A 17,652-nucleotide genomic window follows, 5' to 3' on the forward strand; every position below is an offset into this window, starting at 1 on the left:
GGACCGCGTGCCCGGCACGCGGACGAGTACGCGGACGAATACGCGGACGAATACGCGGGTGCGGGTGCGGGCGGCGACGCTGTTCCCGGCGCTGGTCTGGACGGTGGCCGCCGGTGGCACGCAGGCGTCGATCGTGCGGGCCGACGTGGACCACGAGGGCTGGCACGAGGGCTGGCACGACGCCACCTCGGCGACCGTGGGTGGCGGTGGCACACCGGACCCGGGTCCGGAGCCGGTCCTGGTCCCCGAGGCGCGTGGAACCTTCCTGACGGATCGCACGGGCGGCCCCTCCCCCAACTCCCCCATGGCGCTGTGCGCGTCATGCCCCTCCGGCGGACGGTCCTTCAACCGTTCCGACGCGGCTCAAACCTGGCGAAGCAGTACGCAGCCTGTCAAGGGTGCCTGCGGTCCCGCTACGGGTGGTGCGTGTCCGGCGCGCGGCGCGCGCCCAGCGCGTTCAGGAGCGCCGCGCCGCGCTCCGCGTCGTCCACCGACACCGCGAAGGCCTTCCCCTTGGCCCGGATGACCAGGCACTCCCCGGCGCGCAGCATGACCGTCGTGCCGAGGCCGCTCAGCCGGTAGCCCCAGCCGCCGACCTGACCGGGCGTGCGGTGCTCGGCGTACGCGATCTCGATGGTCTCGGGGGCCCAGCGCCGGACCGGTCGGCCGAGCGGCCCGAACGTGACCCGCAGGCCGTCGTCGGTCACGGCCGCCTCGACGGACGCGCAGGCCAGACAGGTGACGGCGACCAGGGCGAGGGGCACGGCTAGCGGCCACAGCGGGTCGGTGAGCCCGGCCGCCGTCACCACGGCCGCGACTACCGCCACCACGCCGAAGACCGCGGCGAGCACGTGCATCCAGGGGCTCGACGTACGGGATCGCCAGGCGACGCGCTCCCCGGGCGCTAGCTCCGCGCGCGGGGCGGCGCCCCGCGGCGGCGGCGCGTCCGGATGACGGCGGCGGGCCAGCAGGACCCCCAGGCCCGCCGCCGCCACGGCGGCCACCGCCACGGCCACGCCCCACCCGGTCGCCGAGGTGGCGTCGCGCCAGTCCTCGTGATCCACGTTGGCCCGCACGATCGACGCCTGCGCGCCGACGAGGGCCACGCCGAGGGGCAGCAGCACGGGCGTGCGCCAGGCGTCCGCGCGCCGTCCCGCGAGCAGCGCCCCACCGGCGACCACCGCCCAGACCAGCGCCGGGAACAGCGTCGCCGCCCACAGCGGCATCGAGTCGTCGGGGCGCGCGGAACCGGCGCTCCAGTGCGTGGCCAGACGGTCGGGAAGCCGATGGGCCGCCGCGAGGGGCAGCGCGACGAGCAGCACCAGGGTCGCCGCGCTCGCGCCCAGGGCGCCCCATGTCCGCCGTCCGCTCCTCCGGTCCGCGCCCGCGCCGCCCACGGCTCCCCCTTTGATCAGTCCGACGAGGTCCCTCCCACCGTAACTCCCCACGTCGGAAAGGGGTCGGGGCTCATCCGGCGCGGAAGATGACGAAGGGCCAGGCGGTGGCGGGAAGTTCGCTCAGCGCGGCGTCGGGGACGGCGGGCGGGGTGCCCGCGGGCGGGGCCGGGGCCGCCGTCGCCAGATCCTGCCGCGGCGTGCCGGGCGCGGCGGCGAAGACGCTCAAGGCGCCGAGCAGCGGATGGAGTTCAGCGAATCTGTCGGTGGAGCCGGTGGATGCCATCGTCGCCCTCCGTGCGAAAGTGCGTCCGTCCGTGCCTCAATACGTCCCTGCGTCCCTACGCGCGTCAGCGCCGCAGGCAGTCGTCCGCGAAGGCGAGCGCCCGCAGGTGGTAGGCCCGGGCCGCCCAGCCCAGGCTGATGTTGTGGCCCGCGCCCGGCTGCCGGTCGACGCTCACGCGCGGGGCCGCGCGCAGCCCGGCGCGCAGGCGGGCGAGCGCCGGGGCGTCGCAGTGCCACAGGGCCTCGTACTCGGCGAAGGTGAACCGCACCGGCACCCGCACCCGGCCCGCGAGCGCGGCGAAGGCACCCGGCCAGCGCGCGGCGTCCCGCAGCTCCCGCGGCGGGACCGGCGAGACCATGCGGGCACTGGCGCGGAAGGTGTGGGGCGGGTAGAGGCGCAGCGGCCCCCAGTGCCCCGACCAGCGCACGCCCCCGGCGGGTCCGGTCAGTTCGGCGAGGGGCCGCGCGTACCGTTCGCCGCAGCCGGAGACGTCCAGGCCGAGCAGGACCGGGTCCGACGGGTCGCCCCGGTCGTCCGCCGCCATCCGCAGCGCCACCTTGCCGCCGAAGGAGTGGGCGAGGACGAGGACGCCCGCGCCCGTGTCGTGGAGCGCGGCGTGGCCCCGCAGCGCGGCCCGGACGGTGGCCGCCTGCTCGGCGACCGGCAGGCCCTGCGGGAGCCGGGCGGCGGACAGGCCGTAGCCGGGGCGGTCGAGGGCGAGCACCGCGTAGCCGAGGTCCGCGGCGAGCGTGAGCAGGGAGGTGCCCGGGTGGGCCTGGCCGTCGAAGTAGGCCGCGCTCGTGCCCGCGCCGTGCAAGGCGAGGACCGTGGCGCGGGGCCGCTCGCCCCGGGGCAGGGCGAGCAGGCCGGACAGGGTGATGCCGTCCCCCGCGGCGAGGGTGACCTGCCGGACGCCGGGCGACGGCGTCCAGGGCGGCAGCGGCACGGGCGGGGCCGGCCGGGGCGCGGGGCCCGCCGGGCGGCGGGCCGCCGACGGCGGGCGCGTGGGGGTCGGCGCGCCCGCCGTCGACGGGGACTGCGGGGCGAGGGCGACCCCGCCGGGCTGCGGCCCGGTCATCCCCGGCTCTCCGCGTACGCCTTGGCCGCGCCGAGGGTGGCCAGGCTGTTGGTGCTGAGGGCCGTGCGCACGTACGCGACCGCGTCCGCCGTCGTCGCGTCGGGGCCGAGGACCCGCGCCACGTTCCCGGTGTCGAGGACGAACGTGTGCTGCGAGGAAGCCGTGACGCCGGACCCGGTGTCGGTGAACGTCCAGTAGCCGGTGTGCAGCGTCATCAGGGCGGGCAGCGTGATCTGCTTGTACGCGATCTTCCGGTGCGGGAACGTCACCCGGTGCGACTTCGTGGTGTGCGCCGAGCCGTCCTTGGAGCGGGTGTCCATCTCCAGCGTCTGGAGGCCGGGGACCGGCTCGTCCAGGCGTACGGAGTCGACGTGCGGGAGCCGCTCGGGCCACAGGTGCGCCTCGTTGATGAAGTCGTACACGTCCTTCGCGGTGCCGTCGATGCGGACGGCGTCCTCGAAGGAGCACAGCAGGCCCTCGTCCTCGGCGGCGAGACCGCGCTCCGCGTTCTCCTTCAGGGCGGCCAGCTCGGTGCGCGAGTTGCGGTCGACGGCCTCGTCGAGCCACGCCAGGCCCGCGGCGTCGACGGCGCGGTAGTCGTGCAGGAGGCGTACCCGGCACTGACCCGACGGCAGGTTCTCGATGATCCAGGCGCCGCCCATGGCCGCCACCGGGGGCGTGCTGACCTCCTGCCGGAAGTCGACGCGCAGCCCGGCCCGGTCCAGGACGCGGCGCGAGGTCCAGTGCTTCACCTCGCCGTTGCCGGTGGCCCAGATGCGGATGCGCTCCTCGCGGTCGTCGCCCTCCACGCGCTCGACGTGGACGGTCGGCGGGAAGATCCGCGGCCAGTTCTCCACGTCCGCGATCAGGCGGTACACGGCATCGGCCGGCGCCGAGACCGTGATCTCGTGCTCGACCTCGCGCACGGTGTGCCCGCCCTCGGCGGCTTCGGCCTGGTGAACGGTGTCTTCGACGTCGTGAACGGTCATGTGTGCTCTCCTCGTCCGGCTCAGAAGTTGCCGAGTCCGCCGCAGACGTTCATGGCCTGCGCGGTGATGGAGGCGGCGGTGTCGGAGGCCAGGTAGCCCACGAGGCCCGCCACCTCCTCGGGCGTCGAGTAGCGGCCGAGCGGGATCTTCGCCTGGAACTTCGCCAGGATCGCGTCCTCGGTCGTGCCGTGCAGGGCGGCGTAGTTGCCGCGGACGTGCTCGGCCATCGGCGTCTCGACGTAGCCGGGGCAGACCGCGTTGACGGTGATGCCGGTCGGCGCGAGCTCGTTGCCGAGGGCCTTGGTGAAGCCGACGACGCCGTGCTTGGAGGCCGAGTAGGGGGCGCCGAGGACGACGCCCTGCTTGCCCGCCGTGGACGCGATGTTGATGATCCGGCCCCGGTCCTTGTGCCGCATCCCGCCGGTGCCCAGGACCTCGCGCGTCATCCGGAAGACGCTGTTGAGGTTGGTCTCGATGATGTCGTCCCACAGTTCGTCGGCGATGTCGGCGGTGGGGCCGCCGCCGGGGCGGCCCGCGTTGTTCACCAGGACGTCGACCGTGCCGAAGCGGTCGACGGCCGCCGTCACGAAGGCGTGGATCGACGCGGCGGAGCGGACGTCGACCACCGCCCCTTCGACGTCGAGGCCGTCCTCGCGGAGCTGCTTGACGGTCGTGACGACGTTGTCCGCGGTACGGGCGCCGAGGAACACGCGGTGGCCCTGCTCGGCGAGGAGGCGGGCGACCGCGAGCCCGATGCCGCTGGTGGCACCGGTGACGACGGCCACGCGCGGGTCCTGCTGGGGCATGTGCTCTCCTTCGGAGAATTCGGTGGGGAGTCGGGGGGGGGGCTCAGGCCGCGTGGGCCGCGACGGCCGCCACGAAGGCGCGCGGGGTGGTCGCGTCGCCGACGACCGACTCGTCGAGTTCGATGCCGTACTCGCGCTCGATGCGGCTCGCGGTCTCCAGGAGGGCCAGCGAGTCGTAGCCGAGCTGCTCGAACTCCGTGTCGGGGACGTCGGCCGCGTCGAGGTCCACGCCCTCGGGCGCTCCGGAGCCTTCGAGCAGCACGCGCTTGAGGTCGTCGAGGGTGAAGGGGGCGGCGGTCATGCCGGTGCTCCTTGGTGGGTGGGTCGGGCTGGTGGGAAGGGGTGGTGCCGGGGCGCCGTCACGCGGCGGAGCGCACGACCATCGCCGAGTTGAAGCCGCCGTGGCCGCGGGCGAGGACGAGCGCGGTGCGCAGCTCGGCGGCGCGCGGCTGCGAGGTCACGAGGTCGAGGCCGTAGCGGTCGGCGGGCTCGACGTGGGCCGTGGGCGGGATCTGCCCCTCCGCCAGGGCCAGGAAGGCGGCGGCCAGGTCGAGGGAGGCGGCACCCGAGTACAGGCGCCCGGTCATGGTCTTCGGGGCGGTCACGGGGACGCCGTGGGGGCCGAAGACGCCGGTGAGGGCCTCGGCCTCCGCCCGGTCGAGGCCGGGGTCCGCCGCGGCGTCGGCGAAGACCACGTCCACGTCCCCGGGGCGCAGTCCGGCGTCGGCCAGGGCGAGTTCGACGGCCTTGCGCAGGCTGCGGCCATCACGGTCGTCGCGGCCGTCGAAGGTGGCGGCGTACCCGGCGATCTCGCCGTACACCCGGGCGCCGCGCTCCCGCGCCGCGTCCGCGCGCTCCATGACGAGCAGCGCGCCGCCCTCGCCCGCGACGTGGCCCGCGGCCCGGTCGTCGAAGGGCAGGTACGCCGTGGTCGGCTCGGTGCCGGTGCTGAGGCGGCCGCTGGTGTGCAGGCCCACCCAGCCCCAGGAGCACAGGTTCGCGTCGACGGCGCCCGCGACGACGAGCCCGGTGCCCTTGCGGATCTGCCGCCGGGCGTGGGCGACGGCGTCGAGGCCGCCCGCCTGGTCGGTGACGACCACGCCGCTGGGCCCCTTCATGCCGTTGCGGATGGAGATCTGGCCGGTGTTGACCGCGTAGAACCAGGCGAAGGACTGGTACGCGCTGACGTACTGGCTGCCCTTGCTCCACAGGTTCTTCAGCTCGCCCTGGCTGAACTCGAAGCCGCCCGCGGAGCTCGCGGTGATCACTCCCATGTCGAAGGCGGGCAGGTCCGCCGGGGCGACGCCCGCGTCCGCGAGCGCCCAGTCGGCGGCGACGAGGGAGAGCCGCGTGACCCGGTCGGTCTGCGGGAGCAGCCGGCTCGGCAGGTGCTCGTCGGCGGCGAAGCCGGAGATCTCTCCGGCGAGCGTCGCCGGGTAGCCGGAGGCGTCGAAGCGGGTGAGCGGGCCGATGGCGCTCTTGCCCGCGAGGGTGGCGTTCCAGAAGTCGCTCGTGCCGAGGCCGTTGGGCGCGACGACGCCGAGGCCGGTCACTACTACGGGCACGGTCACCGCGCGGTCCTCTCGGGTCGGGCGAGCACCATGGCGCTCTGGAAGCCGCCGAAGCCGCTGCCGACGGTCAGGACGGCGTCGGTGCGCCGCTCGCGTGCGGTCAGCGGGACGTAGTCCAGGTCGCACTCGGGGTCGGGGGTGTGCAGGTTCGCCGTCGGCGGCACCACGTGGTGCTTCATGGCGAGGGCACAGGCCGCGATCTCGATGGAGCCGATCGCGCCGAGGGAGTGGCCGACCATGGACTTGATGGAGCTGACGGGGGTGCGGTACGCGTGCTCGCCGAGGCTGCGCTTGAACGCGGCGGTCTCGTGCCGGTCGTTCTGCTTGGTGCCGGAGCCGTGCGCGTTGACGTAGTCGATCTCGTCGCCGTTCATCCGGGCCTCGTCGAGGGCGACGCGGATGGCCTCGGCCATCTCGGCGCCGTCCGGGCGCAGTCCGGTCATGTGGTACGCGTTGCTGCGGGTCGCGTAGCCCGCGATCTCCGCGTAAACGTGCGCGCCGCGCCGCCGGGCGCTCTGGAGTTCCTCCAGGACGAACACCGCGGCGCCCTCGCCGAGCACGAAGCCGTTGCGGGTGCCGTCGAAGGGCCGCGAGGCGTGTGCCGGGTCGTCGTGGCGCGGCGTGGTGGCCTTGATGGCGTCGAAGCAGGCCATGGTGATCGGTGAGATCGGCGCGTCGGAGGCGCCCGCGACCATGACGTCGGTGGTGCCCTCGCGGATCAGCTCGACGGCGTACCCGACGGAGTCGAGCCCGGAGGTGCAGCCCGCGGAGACCACGCTGCTGGGGCCCTGCGCGCCCACGGCGAGGGCGACCTCGGCGGCGAACGAGCTGGGCACGAAGTACCCGTAGAAGAACGGGTCGGCGTAGGCGTGGTCGACGAGGTCGAGGCGGCCGCCGTCGCTGACGGTCCGGTAGTCCTCGTCGAGGCTCATGGTGGCGCCGACGGCGCTGCCGACGGTGACGCCGACCCGGTAGGGGTCGTACGCGCCCACGTCGATGCCGCTGTCGGCGACGGCGCCGCGCGCGGCGACCACGGCGAACTGCGCGGCCCGGTCCATGCGCCGCGCCTCCCGCGGGGTCAGGCCGTGCGCGTACGGGTCGAAGTCGACCTCGGCGGCCACCCGGGAGCGGAACGGGGCGGGGTCGAAGAAGGTGATGCCGCGGGTGGCGGTGCGGCCCTCGCTGAGCAGGTTCCAGAAGGCGTCGGCGCCGACGCCCCCGGGGGCGATGACCTCGACGCCGGTGATGACGACGCGGCGGCCGTGGCTGGTCACGCGGCCTCCCAGTGGTGGACGCGGGTGGCGATGGCGTCGGCGGGCGTGGTCCAGGTCGCCGGGTCGTACGGCGGGACGATCGGCATCAGGGCGTCGCAGATCCTGATGAAGCGGGGGTCGGCGTCGACCCAGGCCTTGTCGATCAGGGCGCCGCCGTCCTCCTGGCCGAAGTGCTGGAGGTGCAGGTAGACGTCGCCGACGAGGAAGAGCTGGCGGTGCCGGGTGCCCATCCGCTCGGGGAAGTCGGTCGCGTCGAGTTCGGCGAACAGCGCGGCGACCTCGGTCTGCCGCACGGGGTCCATGCGGTTCACGATGAGGGTGCTGTGCAGCGGGCCGGGGACGGCGGTGCTCGCCGACCAGTCGTAGAAGCGGGCCGCCCTGCCGTCGGTCCCGGCCGGGCCCGGGGCCTCGGCGAAGTCCCGTACGTCGATCAACAGGTCGTGGTACGTGAACACTTGGCGGCGGGTGAGGCCCGCGCCTCGCGGCGCATCGGGAATCGCGTCGGATTCCCTGCTGGCCAGCGTCACAGTGGTGTGCATGCGGAGTTCTTCCTGCCTCCCGAGTAGAACCTTGCGCTCAGCTTGGCCGACCCGCGATTCAAGTCTCCAGACAGCCGGTGCACGGCAGTTATAGGTCTTCTCAGGGGAATCTCAGGGTTGTCCGCTGCTACCCGTGGATACGTCAGACGCACGTCAAATCTCTGACAACCGCAGCACGCGGAAAGGGCGGGGTGAGAGCATGGAGAAGGCCGACGCGGCGGTGCCGCGTCGGCCTTCTCCATGCTCAAGCCCTGTCTTACGCCTCGGCCATCATGAACCCCACTCCGCGTACGTTGACGATCCAGTCGCTGTCGCCCAGCTTTCCGCGCAGGCTGCTGACATGGGTGTCCACCGTCCGCCGCGACCAGGAGTCGCCCCAGATCTGCCGGACGATCACCCGGCGCGAGACCACGGTCCCCGGGTGCGCGGCCAGCATGTGCAGCAGGTCGAACTCCTTGCGCGTCAGCGGGACGCGCCGGTGGTGGAAGTGCACTTCGCGGGAGTTCACATCGATGCGCAGCGGCCCGTGCTCAATGACCCGGGCGGTTTCCGCACGCGGTTCGAAACGGCGCATCACCGCCTCGATACGGGCGAGGAGTTCACGGAATCCATAAGGCTTCGCGACGTAGTCGTCGGCGCCCGCCTGAAGTCCCAGAACGGTGTCGAGTTCGGAACCCCGGCCCGTGACGGCGATGACGGGCGTATTCGCCGCGGCCCGGATCACCCGGCACACCTGAAGGCCGTCCAGATCGGGCAGGTCGAAATCGAGGAGGACCACGTCGGCCTCCCCGTACGCGGCGAGCGCCTCGGCGCCCGTCGCCGCTTGCCGTACGTCGTGCCCGTGCCGCTCCAGGTCGCGCGTCAGCCGGTCCCGGTCGGGCGAGTCACTGCCCACCACGAGGACCTGCCAGGTCGCGGACAGGGCGCGCGCCCCGGCCACCGCGGAACTCAGCGACCTGAGCGGTCTGTCCCGCGGCTCCCGGACGAGATCCGTCACATTGCTTCTGCCGTTCATCATGCCCCCGTGGATTCCCCCATGTCCCGCGCGCCGCCGTCGCGGCTCAGTGCCTGCGCACGGCCGTGGCGACGGGCAGCACCCCGGTGTCGCTGTAGGAGATGCCGGTCACGGTCAGGCCCGCCTCGGCGAGCTGCTCGCGGATCTCCTGCTCGCTGGTGAAGTTCAGGTACTTGGCCTGGAGGATGTCCCCGAAGATCGCCAGGTCCTGGCGCAGGTCGTCGGCGTGGATGCCGTACCGGTCCCAGTCCCCGCTGCGGCCGCCCTCGGCCCACGGCGGGGCGGGCGGCGCCGGGATGAAGCTGACCAGGAGCCGGCCGCCGACGCGCAGGGCGCGCGCGAAGTTGCGGTACAGCTCCACGAGCCGGGCCCGGTCGGGCTCGTACATGTTGAGGCCGTTGCTGGTCAGCAGGTCGACCTCGCCGTCCAGTCCGAGCTGCCAGGCGTCGCGCACATGGAACTCGCAGACGTCGGCGAGGCCGCGCGCGGCGGCGCGGGCGCGGGCGGACTCCACCGACTCCGCGTCGATGTCGGCGCCGATCAGACGCAGGCCGCTGCCCGGGGCGACGGCGGTGTAGTCCTGCTGGAGCAGGTCGTCCATGAGGCCGCAGGGCACCGAGGCGAGCACGGCGCCGTCGGTGACGTGCGGGGCGATGTGGGCCTTGAAGCGGTGGAAGCGCTCTCTGATGCCGGGCATCAGGGACTTCGTCAGGAGCCACCGCTCCAGGTCGTTCGCCGTGGGGTCGCCGGGCTCGTACTGGAAGACGTACGACGTCCAGTAGCCGTTGAGGCCCTCGTTGTGCAGGAGGAAGCGGCCGAACTCGAACTCCTGGAGCTCGGCGAGCAGGGCCAGTTCGCGGTCGAGGGGCAGCAGGAGCCGGGCCTCGTCGGCGCGCAGCCGGGCCTCGATCTCCGCGGCGCGGCGCGCGGTGGCCGCGCCGGAGTCGACGCTGCTCGGGGTGTGGTGGGAGAGGGTGGATTCGGCGGTGGTGGTCACGTCGGGCTCCTCGGGGTTCACCAGGTGACGGGCAGTTCGCGCAGGCCGTGGACCAGCGCGTCGTACTTGAAGGGCAGTTCCTCGACGCCGACGGCGAGCCGGAGGCCGGGGATGCGCCGGAACAGGGTGTCGAAGACGGTCTGGAGCTCGACCCGGGCGAGGTTCCGCCCGAGGCACTGGTGCGGTCCGTAGCCCTGCGCGACGTGCTGGCGGGCGTCCCGGTCGGGGTCGAACACGTCCGGGTCCGGGAACGCCCGGGGGTCGTGGTTGGCGGCGACGTTGGACGCGATGACGCCCTCGCCCGCCTTGATGCGCACCCCGCCGAGCTCGACGTCCTCGGTGGCGACGCGGCCCATGCCGATCTCGACGACCGAGAAGTACCGCAGGAGTTCCTCGATCACGGCGGGGGTCCGGCTCGGGTCTGCGACCATCCTCGCGAGCTGCTCGGGGTGGGTCAGGAGCGTGGCGATGCCGAGGGAGATCATCTCGGAGGTCGACTCGTGTCCGGCGAGGAGCAGCAGCTGGGCGAGGCTGGCGAGTCCCGGCCGGTCGACGTCGCCGGTCTCCGCGCGCTGCCGGGCGATCTCGCGGCTGAGCAGGTCGTCGCCGGGGTCGGCCTCCTTCTCTGCGACGAGGCGGTCCATGTTCGCGCGCATCTCGCGGGCGATGGCGTCGCGCTCCTCGCCGGTGGTGGAGCGCTGGAGCATTCCGGCGGCCAGGGCGTAGAAGCGCTCCAGGTAGTCGGGGCTCGCGCCGATCCGCTCGGTGATGACCAGGCGGGGCACGATCAGGGCCAGGTGCTGCACGAGGTCGACGGGGCGCGGCAGTTCGAGGATCTTGTCGATGGCCTCGTCGACGATCTCCTGGATGCGCGGCCGCAGGGTGTTCACGCGGCGCATGGAGAACTCGCTGATCACCGGGGAGCGGGCGGCGGAGTGCGCGGGTCCGTCCAGGGAGATCATGAAGGGCGCGAAATGCGCGAAGGCGCTCTTTCCCCCGCTCGATATGGAGGGGTAGCCGGGGTCGCTGCGATCGGAGCCGAGCCGCGGATCGACCAGGGCGGCGCGTACGTCCGCGTGCCGGGTCAGCATCCAGGCGTGCCGTCCGTCAGACATCTCGACGCGGCTCACCGGCTCCTCTTCGCGCAGCCGTTCATAGGTTTCCGGAATGGCGAAGGGGCAGGTGCGGGTGATGGGGAAGCGTATCGGACCGGCGGTTTCCTGAACCGGGGCGTCGGACATTGCACTCCTTCGTGGAATCGCCGCGGAAGATGAGTGAGGGCACGCGGGAATGGGCGGCGACAGCGCCGCTTTGCCCGGTCGCTCCAAAGGCTTGACCGGATCTTTCCATGCGCTGCTTCCAGCCTGCCCACGGCCTGACAACGTACACCGCATGGGGAGATACGTTGTATCGGAAAAGCGTTGCGAGCCGCAAGCGCCCCGCACCGGTCCTGGAGCGATCGCACTGACAGGCCCGCTGGTCAGACCGACAATCGGCGCTCCGCACCAGACTCCGCCGACGGCGAACACCGTGGCGTGAAATCGCCCTGAAGACGCCAGGACCTGAGCACACGGTTCAAGCCATTGACCAAGATTTACGATGTCATGACACAAAGAAGACTTCCCGTCACCACCGCGCCGATGGCGGCGGCGCTCCCGTGTGGCACCATGACCCCGTTGATCACGCGAGGCTGCGGCCGACCCAGGTCGGGCGCACCTTAACTGACATACGGGGGACAACTGTGTTTCATGCCATAGAGCAATTCCGACACCTGGCCGTTCATTTCGGCGGGCACTCCGCGATATCGGTCAAGTATTTGCAGGCCGCGATTCTCTGGCCCTCGCTCCCGGTGAAACCGGCGGCCTCCCTGCGCATCCTCCTGGTGGAGAGCAGGCCGGCGGAGCGGGAGCGGCTCGAAAAGGATCTGATGCGGCACGGGTACTACGTCCACACCGCGGCGACGGCGGCCCACGCGCTCGACGTGCACGAGGAGGCCGACCTCATCCTGCTCGGTCTGGAACTGAGCGATCTGGACGGCCTGGAGCTGTGCCGGGTGATCCGGAGCTCCAGCGACGTCCCGATCATCGCGGTCACCGCCCGCTCCTCCGAGCTGGACAAGGTCCTCGGCCTGCAGGCGGGCGCCGACGACTACGTGGTCACGCCGTACGGCCTGCGGGAGCTGCTCGCCCGGATCGAGGCGGTGATGCGGCGCGCCCGGCCGCGGCGCGAGCGGGCGGCGCCGAGGACCGTGGAGCACGGCCCCCTCAGAATCGACTCGGGACTGCGCGAAGTCACGTACGAGGGGCGGCCGGTGAAGCTGACGCGCAAGGAGTTCGACCTGCTGCACCTGCTCGCCTCGCACCCGGGAACCGTGGTCTCGCGGGACGACATCCTGCGCCGGATCTGGGGCGAGTCGTGGTCGCGGCGCACGGTGGACACGCACGTCAGCAGCATCCGCGGCAAGCTGGGGTGCAGCGGCTGGATCATCACGGTCCGCGGGGTCGGCTTCATGATCGGAGACGGTCTGCCGGACGCGGCGAGCGGATAGGGCCGGGCGCCGGGGCGGGTCCGGCGCCGCCGGGGCGGGTTCCGCTGCCCACGCCGCAGCCCACCGGGCGGATTCAGCGCTGCCGGGGCTTCGCGAGCAGGATCACCGCGGCTCCGACGGCCAGGGCACAGGCGGGCCACAGCAAGGCGTTGGCCATCGTCGCCGAGGTGACGGTGCGCACGAAGCCCTCGGCGCCCTTGCCCGCCGTCATGTGGTGGAAGTCCAGCCGCGCGAGCCCGGCGCGCCGGTCGGCGGGCAGCCCCGCGGAGTGCCGCTCGAGCTGGCTCTTGAACTGCGCGGCGAGCACGGAGGCGATCACCGCGGAACCGAGCGTGGAGCCCACCTGACGCGCGGTGTTGAACAGGCCGGACCCGGCGCCGATGTACTTCGGCGGCAGGCTCTGCATCGCGGCGACGGCCAGCGGGCTCATCATCAGCGAACTGCTCGCGCCCATCCACGCGGCGTGGGCGAGCAGCACCACGAGGCTCATGTCGGGCGTCATCAGGAAATGCCGCACGAACAGGGCCGCGCTGAACAGGGCGAGCCCGCTGAACGCGGGCCACTTGGGCCCCACCTTGTCCACGAGCTTGCCGATGCGCGGCGCGAGCGGGACCGAGACCAGGGCGGAGGGCAGCATCATCAGCGCGGCCTGCGCGGGCGTCATGCCCCGGCCGACCTGGAAGTACAAGGTGCCGGGGAAGCTCGCGGCGGTGATGGCGAAGCCCGCGGCCACGATGGCGAGGTTCGCCGCGGAGAACGTCCTGACCTTGAAGATGCCGAGCGGCACCAGCGGTTCGTCCTTGTTCTTCGCCTCCCAGACGACGAACGCGGCCGCGCAGAGCACGCCGAGGGCGAGGACCCCGTAGACGGACACGGGCACGCCGGTGCGCAGTCCGAACAGGTTCAGGCTGTCGGTGATGCGGGACCAGTGGTACGTGTCCCCGTTCTCCAGGGCGAAGATCACGCAGAACAGGGCGGCGCCGCTGATGAGGATGCCGGGGACGTCGAAGCGGTGCCGCCTGCCGGGCAGGTTCGGGACCAGGCGCCGGGCGGCGACCATGCCCGCGATGCCGATCGGCACGTTGATGAAGAAGATCGAGCGCCAGCCGAACGCGTCGATGAGGAGCCCGCCGGAGATGGGCCCCACGAGGATGGCGGCGCCGGACACCAGACCCCAGTACGACATGGCGCGGCCCCGCATGTTCTTGGGGAAGATCTTGCTGATCGTGGCCATGGACTGGGGCGCCATGAGCGCGGCGCCGACGCCCTGCAGCGCCCGGAAGGCGATGAGCTGGCCGATGTTCCCCGCGAGTCCGCACAGCACGGACGCGCCGGTGAAGACCGCCATGCCGATCAGATAGATCCGCTTGGGTCCGAACTGGTCGCCGAGGCGGCCCGCGAGGAGCAGCGGCACGGAGTAGGCGAGCAGATAGGAGCTGGTCGCCCAGACCGTCGTGCTGATGTCCGCGTGCAGGTCAGCGGAGAGCTTGGGCATCGCCACCACCACGATCGTGGTGTCGAGCATGAGCATGAAGAAGCCGACCATCATCGCGGCGAGCGCGCGCCAGGGCGCCTCGACCTGGTGCTCGGCCTTCTCGACTTGTGCCGTGGTCATTCGCCGGACCCCCTTTCTCTCGGTCCATACGCTGTATGGACCGATACACCGTATCGAAGGGGTGTGCGGGGCCGCAAGCGAAAGCCGGTGCCGGGCGGGTGCCCGGCACCGGCTCGGTGCGGTCGGTTCGGCTCTGGCTACGGTGCCCGTCAGCCGCCGAGCCGCGCCGCGATCCCGTCGAACAGGTACTCAAGACCGGTGTCGAACTTCGCGTCCGCGTCCCGGTCCCCGGCGTCCCGCACCACCTTCGCGAGCATCGGGTGCCGGCCGCCGGCGATGACCCGGTTGAGGTACTCGCTGGAGGCGAGCTGCCACTGCTCCTTGTCCAGGCCCGTGTCCCGCTCGGCCCGCCGCTCGGTGATCTCGTTCCGGATCGCGCCGATCACGTACGCGTTGACCGCGTCCCTGACCCGTACGACCGTGTCGATGTCCTCGAAGCCGGGGGCCCCGGCGAGCGCGGCGAGCGAGGCCTCCAGATGGGCCAGGGCGTTCGGCCCGAGCAGCGGCCGCCCGCCCAGCAGGTCCGCGAACCACTCGTGGCGGCGGGCCGCGCGCCGGGTGCGCTCCGCGAGGGTGCGCAGCGCCTCGCGCCAGTCCTGCCCCGCGCCCCGGGGCAGCGGGATCTCGCCGTAGACCGCGTCCGCCATCAGGTCGAGGAGCTCTTCCTTCGTGGACAGATACGTGTACATGCGCATCGGGCCCGCGTTGAGCTCGGCGGCGACCTTGCGGATGGAGACCGCGGCCAGGCCGTCCGCGTCGGCGATCCTGATCGCCGCGGCGACGATCCGGTACCGGCTCAGGGCGCTGGGCGCCGGCCGGTCCGGCGGCTCGGGCCGATCCCAGACGAGCCCGGGCCCGTCCCCACCGCCACCGCGTCGTGCCGCCATGTCGCCTCGTCCTTCGTCGCCCGGTGAATGCGTCGCACAATACACATGGCGTGGCCGATACGATGTATGCCCCAATACGAGGTATCCCCGCCAGGCGGGTTTCCCTCCCACCCGCCCACCCGTGCCTGGCCTGCCTTGCCCGTCGCGGCCCCGACGCGTGGCGCTGCGGCCCGGCGGCCCACCGCCCGCCGCTACCGCGGCGGGTTTCTCCCACCCACCCACCCGAATCTCCCCAGCCTTGCGAGGCCGGACCCCGACGCACGGCGCTCGCGGGTAAGTGCCCCACGGACACCCACCCCGGCGGGGGCGGGCACGGAGGCGGCACGCCACCCCACCCCCGCTGTGGGCAATCGTCCCGCAGGGCGGGACGGGTGGGCACAGCGCACAGGCGCCGCCCGGCCGTCGCAGCCAGGGCCGCAGGGCACAGCCCGGGTGGGGGCGGGCGGGCGGGACCACCCCGGCAGGGCAAAGCCGGGGTCCGGCCAGGCCCGGGGCGCAGCCCCGGCTCAGGGGCCAGGGCCCGGCCCGGGGCAGGGGCCGGGGGCAGCGCCCGGGGGCAGCGCCCGGGGCAGGGGCCGGAGGCCCGGGTCGTCCCGACGGAAGGGATTCGTCCGAATCTTGCCAACACGCCCTGACCTGCGCCTTGTTACGAAGAGCTGACAGCTTGTCGGTCAACCGTGCGCAGGTTTTTCACTTCTCTTCCAGCATGGGCACACACACGGCGCGCAGCGCCAAGGACCGGCGGCGGCGTCGGCTCATCGACTATCCGCGGCGCGGCCGGCGGGGGGTGCGCCGCTGGCTGCCCTCCTGGCGGCAGTGGCTGAGCGTCTTCGGTCTCTTCGGCGGCGCCATCGGCGGGCTCTTCGGCTACGTCTACGCGGCCGTCGACATCCCCGACGAGAACGCGGCGGCGCAGCAGGAGGCCAACGTGTACTACTGGGCCGACGGCACGCAGATGGTCAGCACCGGGGACGTCAACCGGCAGAACGTCCCGCTCGACGAGGTGCCCGTGGCGGTGCGGAACGCCGTCATCGCCGCGGAGAACGCCAGCTTCTACAGCGATTCGGGCGTCTCCCCCAAGGGTCTGCTGCGGGCCGTGGCGAGCATGGCGAGCGGCGGGGACACCCAGGGCGGCTCCACCATCACGCAGCAGTACGTGAAGAACACCTACCTGTCGCAGGACCAGACGGTGACGCGCAAGGTCAGGGAGTTCGTCATCTCGCTGAAGGTGGACCGGAGCAAGAGCAAGGACGAGATCCTCCAGGGGTACTTGAACAGCAGCTGGTTCGGGCGCGGCGCGTACGGCATCGAGGCCGCGGCGCACGCCTACTACGGCGTCCCCGCACGGAAGCTGACCCCCAGCCAGGGCGCCTTCCTCGCCGCCCTGTTGAAGGGCGCAGAGCTGTACGACCCGGCGGTCAGCCCGGCCCACCACCGCCGGGCGAAGGCGCGCTGGTCCTGGATCCTGGACCGGCAGGTGGAGGTCGGGCGGATGAGCAAGGCCGAGCGCGCGCGCTACCGCACCTTCCCCGAGCCGCTCGCGCGGTCGCGCTCCACCAGCCTCAACGCCCACAACGGGCAGGCCGGCTATCTCGTCGACATCGCCAACAAGTACCTGCGCCAGCGCACCGGACTCACCGACAAGGACCTGGCCCGCGGCGGCTACCGCATCCGCACCACCTTCGACGAGCGCCGGGTGCGGCAGCTCGCCGCGGCCGCGCGCGGCGTGGCCCGGCGCGACCTCGACCCCGAGCGGCGGCGGCAGGACCGGGGCGTCGAGATCGGCGCGGCCTCCGTGCGGACCGAGGACGGGGCCGTGCTCGCCCTGTACGGCGGGGCCGACGCCACCCGGCACTTCAGCAACAACGCCGACACCTCCGGCGTCCCCGCGGGCTCGGCGTTCAAGCCGTTCGTCCTCGCCGCCGCCCTCCAGGACGGCGTCGACACCGGCAAGGGCCCCACCGGGATGACCCCGCGCCGCGCCCTGATCGAGGGCGGCCACGCCACCTATCTGCACCTGGGCAAGCGGGTCGGCTGGCAGCGGATGCGGGACGTCGCCGTGGACTCCGGGATGCTGCCCGCCAGCATGGGCCCGAAGGAGGACATGTTCGCCATCGGTACCTCCACGCCGAGCGCCATCCGGCTCGCGAGCGCGTACGGCACGCTCGCCCGCGGCGGGCTCCAGCACGACCCGTACTCGGTGATCTCGGTGACCAAGGACGGCGAGGAGATCGAGGGCCTGGAGCGGCCGCCCACCCGGCGGGCCCTGGACTCCCGGGTCGCCGGGCAGGTCGACGGCGCGCTGCGCGGGGCGGCGGCCGACAGCCTCGGCCCGGTGTCCGGCACCCGCGGCAAGCCGGTCGCGGCGGGCCGCACCACCGACCGGGACCGCCTGAAGTCCGCGTGGTTCGCCGGGTACACACCCGAGGTGTCCACGGCCGTCACGCTGTTCCGGATGCGCAAGGGCGACCCGCTGCTCCAGCCGCTCTCCGGCGTCGGCGGCAAGGGCTCCCGGTACGGGAACGCCCTGGTCGAGCGCGTCTGGACGGACGCGCTCCGCGGGATTGACCTTGCCCCTGGGACAAGGTCCAAGGTGCCTCGTGCCGGGGCGTCCGCCCCGGCGAAACCCTGACCCGCCCCGAGGTCGCCGAGG

The 17,652-nt window shown here is 72.8% G+C and carries 16 protein-coding genes; 2 read left to right on the forward strand and 14 right to left on the reverse strand.

The window, feature by feature from the left end:
* Positions 1–413: 413 nt before the first annotated feature.
* The 12 genes from CP982_RS18960 to CP982_RS19015 all read right to left on the reverse strand — a co-directional run bounded on the left by CP982_RS18960 (position 414) and on the right by CP982_RS19015 (position 11,190).
* Positions 414–1,397: a DUF1648 domain-containing protein gene (locus tag CP982_RS18960; protein WP_150511635.1), complete on the reverse strand. Its 984-nt coding sequence runs from the start codon at positions 1,395–1,397 to the stop codon at positions 414–416.
* Positions 1,398–1,467: 70 nt separating this feature from the next.
* Positions 1,468–1,680 carry a hypothetical protein gene (locus CP982_RS18965; protein ID WP_150511636.1) on the reverse strand — a complete coding sequence of 71 codons (213 nt, stop codon included), beginning with the start codon at positions 1,678–1,680 and terminating at the stop codon, positions 1,468–1,470.
* 64 nt (positions 1,681–1,744) lie between these two features.
* Positions 1,745–2,758: an alpha/beta hydrolase gene (locus tag CP982_RS18970; RefSeq protein ID WP_150511637.1), complete on the reverse strand. Its 1,014-nt coding sequence runs from the start codon at positions 2,756–2,758 to the stop codon at positions 1,745–1,747.
* Positions 2,755–3,747: an aromatase/cyclase gene (locus tag CP982_RS18975; RefSeq protein WP_150511638.1), complete on the reverse strand. Its 993-nt coding sequence runs from the start codon at positions 3,745–3,747 to the stop codon at positions 2,755–2,757. The genes CP982_RS18970 and CP982_RS18975 overlap by 4 nt, the downstream gene beginning before the upstream one ends.
* 20 nt (positions 3,748–3,767) lie before the next feature.
* Positions 3,768–4,553: a 3-oxoacyl-ACP reductase FabG gene (gene fabG, locus CP982_RS18980; protein ID WP_150511639.1), complete on the reverse strand. Its 786-nt coding sequence runs from the start codon at positions 4,551–4,553 to the stop codon at positions 3,768–3,770.
* 43 nt (positions 4,554–4,596) lie between these two features.
* Positions 4,597–4,854: an acyl carrier protein gene (locus CP982_RS18985; protein WP_150511640.1), complete on the reverse strand. Its 258-nt coding sequence runs from the start codon at positions 4,852–4,854 to the stop codon at positions 4,597–4,599.
* Between the two features lie 58 nt (positions 4,855–4,912).
* A complete protein-coding gene (locus tag CP982_RS18990; RefSeq protein ID WP_150511641.1) occupies positions 4,913–6,124 on the reverse strand; it encodes a ketosynthase chain-length factor in 1,212 nt (403 codons plus the stop codon).
* A complete protein-coding gene (locus tag CP982_RS18995) occupies positions 6,121–7,398 on the reverse strand; it encodes a beta-ketoacyl-[acyl-carrier-protein] synthase family protein (RefSeq protein ID WP_150511642.1) in 1,278 nt (425 codons plus the stop codon). Before CP982_RS18995 ends, CP982_RS18990 begins: the two co-directional genes overlap by 4 nt.
* Positions 7,395–7,937: a TcmI family type II polyketide cyclase gene (locus CP982_RS43120; RefSeq protein ID WP_308294309.1), complete on the reverse strand. Its 543-nt coding sequence runs from the start codon at positions 7,935–7,937 to the stop codon at positions 7,395–7,397. The genes CP982_RS18995 and CP982_RS43120 overlap by 4 nt, the downstream gene beginning before the upstream one ends.
* 256 nt (positions 7,938–8,193) lie before the next feature.
* The gene (locus CP982_RS19005; protein ID WP_372503382.1) at positions 8,194–8,955 is read right to left on the reverse strand and encodes a response regulator transcription factor; all 762 of its coding nucleotides are present in this window, start codon (positions 8,953–8,955) and stop codon (positions 8,194–8,196) included.
* Positions 8,956–8,998: 43 nt separating this feature from the next.
* Positions 8,999–9,949 (reverse strand): methyltransferase domain-containing protein, encoded by a 951-nt coding sequence (locus tag CP982_RS19010; RefSeq protein WP_150511643.1) that lies wholly within the window; start codon positions 9,947–9,949, stop codon positions 8,999–9,001.
* Positions 9,950–9,966: 17 nt separating this feature from the next.
* Positions 9,967–11,190 carry a cytochrome P450 gene (locus CP982_RS19015; protein WP_150511644.1) on the reverse strand — a complete coding sequence of 408 codons (1,224 nt, stop codon included), beginning with the start codon at positions 11,188–11,190 and terminating at the stop codon, positions 9,967–9,969.
* Positions 11,191–11,831: 641 nt separating this feature from the next.
* Here CP982_RS19015 and CP982_RS19020 point away from each other — a divergent pair.
* Positions 11,832–12,497, forward strand: coding sequence for a winged helix-turn-helix domain-containing protein (locus tag CP982_RS19020; protein WP_212669191.1), 666 nt, complete (start codon positions 11,832–11,834; stop codon positions 12,495–12,497).
* A gap of 73 nt (positions 12,498–12,570) precedes the next feature.
* Here CP982_RS19020 and CP982_RS19025 read toward each other — a convergent pair whose 3' ends face one another.
* Together CP982_RS19025 and CP982_RS19030 are read right to left on the reverse strand one after the other, a co-directional pair.
* Positions 12,571–14,112: an MDR family MFS transporter gene (locus tag CP982_RS19025; protein ID WP_150511645.1), complete on the reverse strand. Its 1,542-nt coding sequence runs from the start codon at positions 14,110–14,112 to the stop codon at positions 12,571–12,573.
* Between the two features lie 149 nt (positions 14,113–14,261).
* Entirely contained in the window at positions 14,262–14,999 is a 738-nt protein-coding gene (locus CP982_RS19030) for a TetR/AcrR family transcriptional regulator C-terminal domain-containing protein (RefSeq protein ID WP_150511646.1), read from the reverse strand.
* Positions 15,000–15,705: 706 nt separating this feature from the next.
* On the opposite strand from CP982_RS19030, the gene CP982_RS19035 reads away from it, so the two are divergent.
* The gene (locus CP982_RS19035; protein WP_150511647.1) at positions 15,706–17,631 is read left to right on the forward strand and encodes a transglycosylase domain-containing protein; all 1,926 of its coding nucleotides are present in this window, start codon (positions 15,706–15,708) and stop codon (positions 17,629–17,631) included.
* Positions 17,632–17,652: the final 21 nt, after the last annotated feature.

Origin of the sequence: Streptomyces spectabilis (assembly GCF_008704795.1) — a bacterium.
Classification (GTDB): Bacteria; Actinomycetota; Actinomycetes; order Streptomycetales; family Streptomycetaceae; genus Streptomyces; species Streptomyces spectabilis.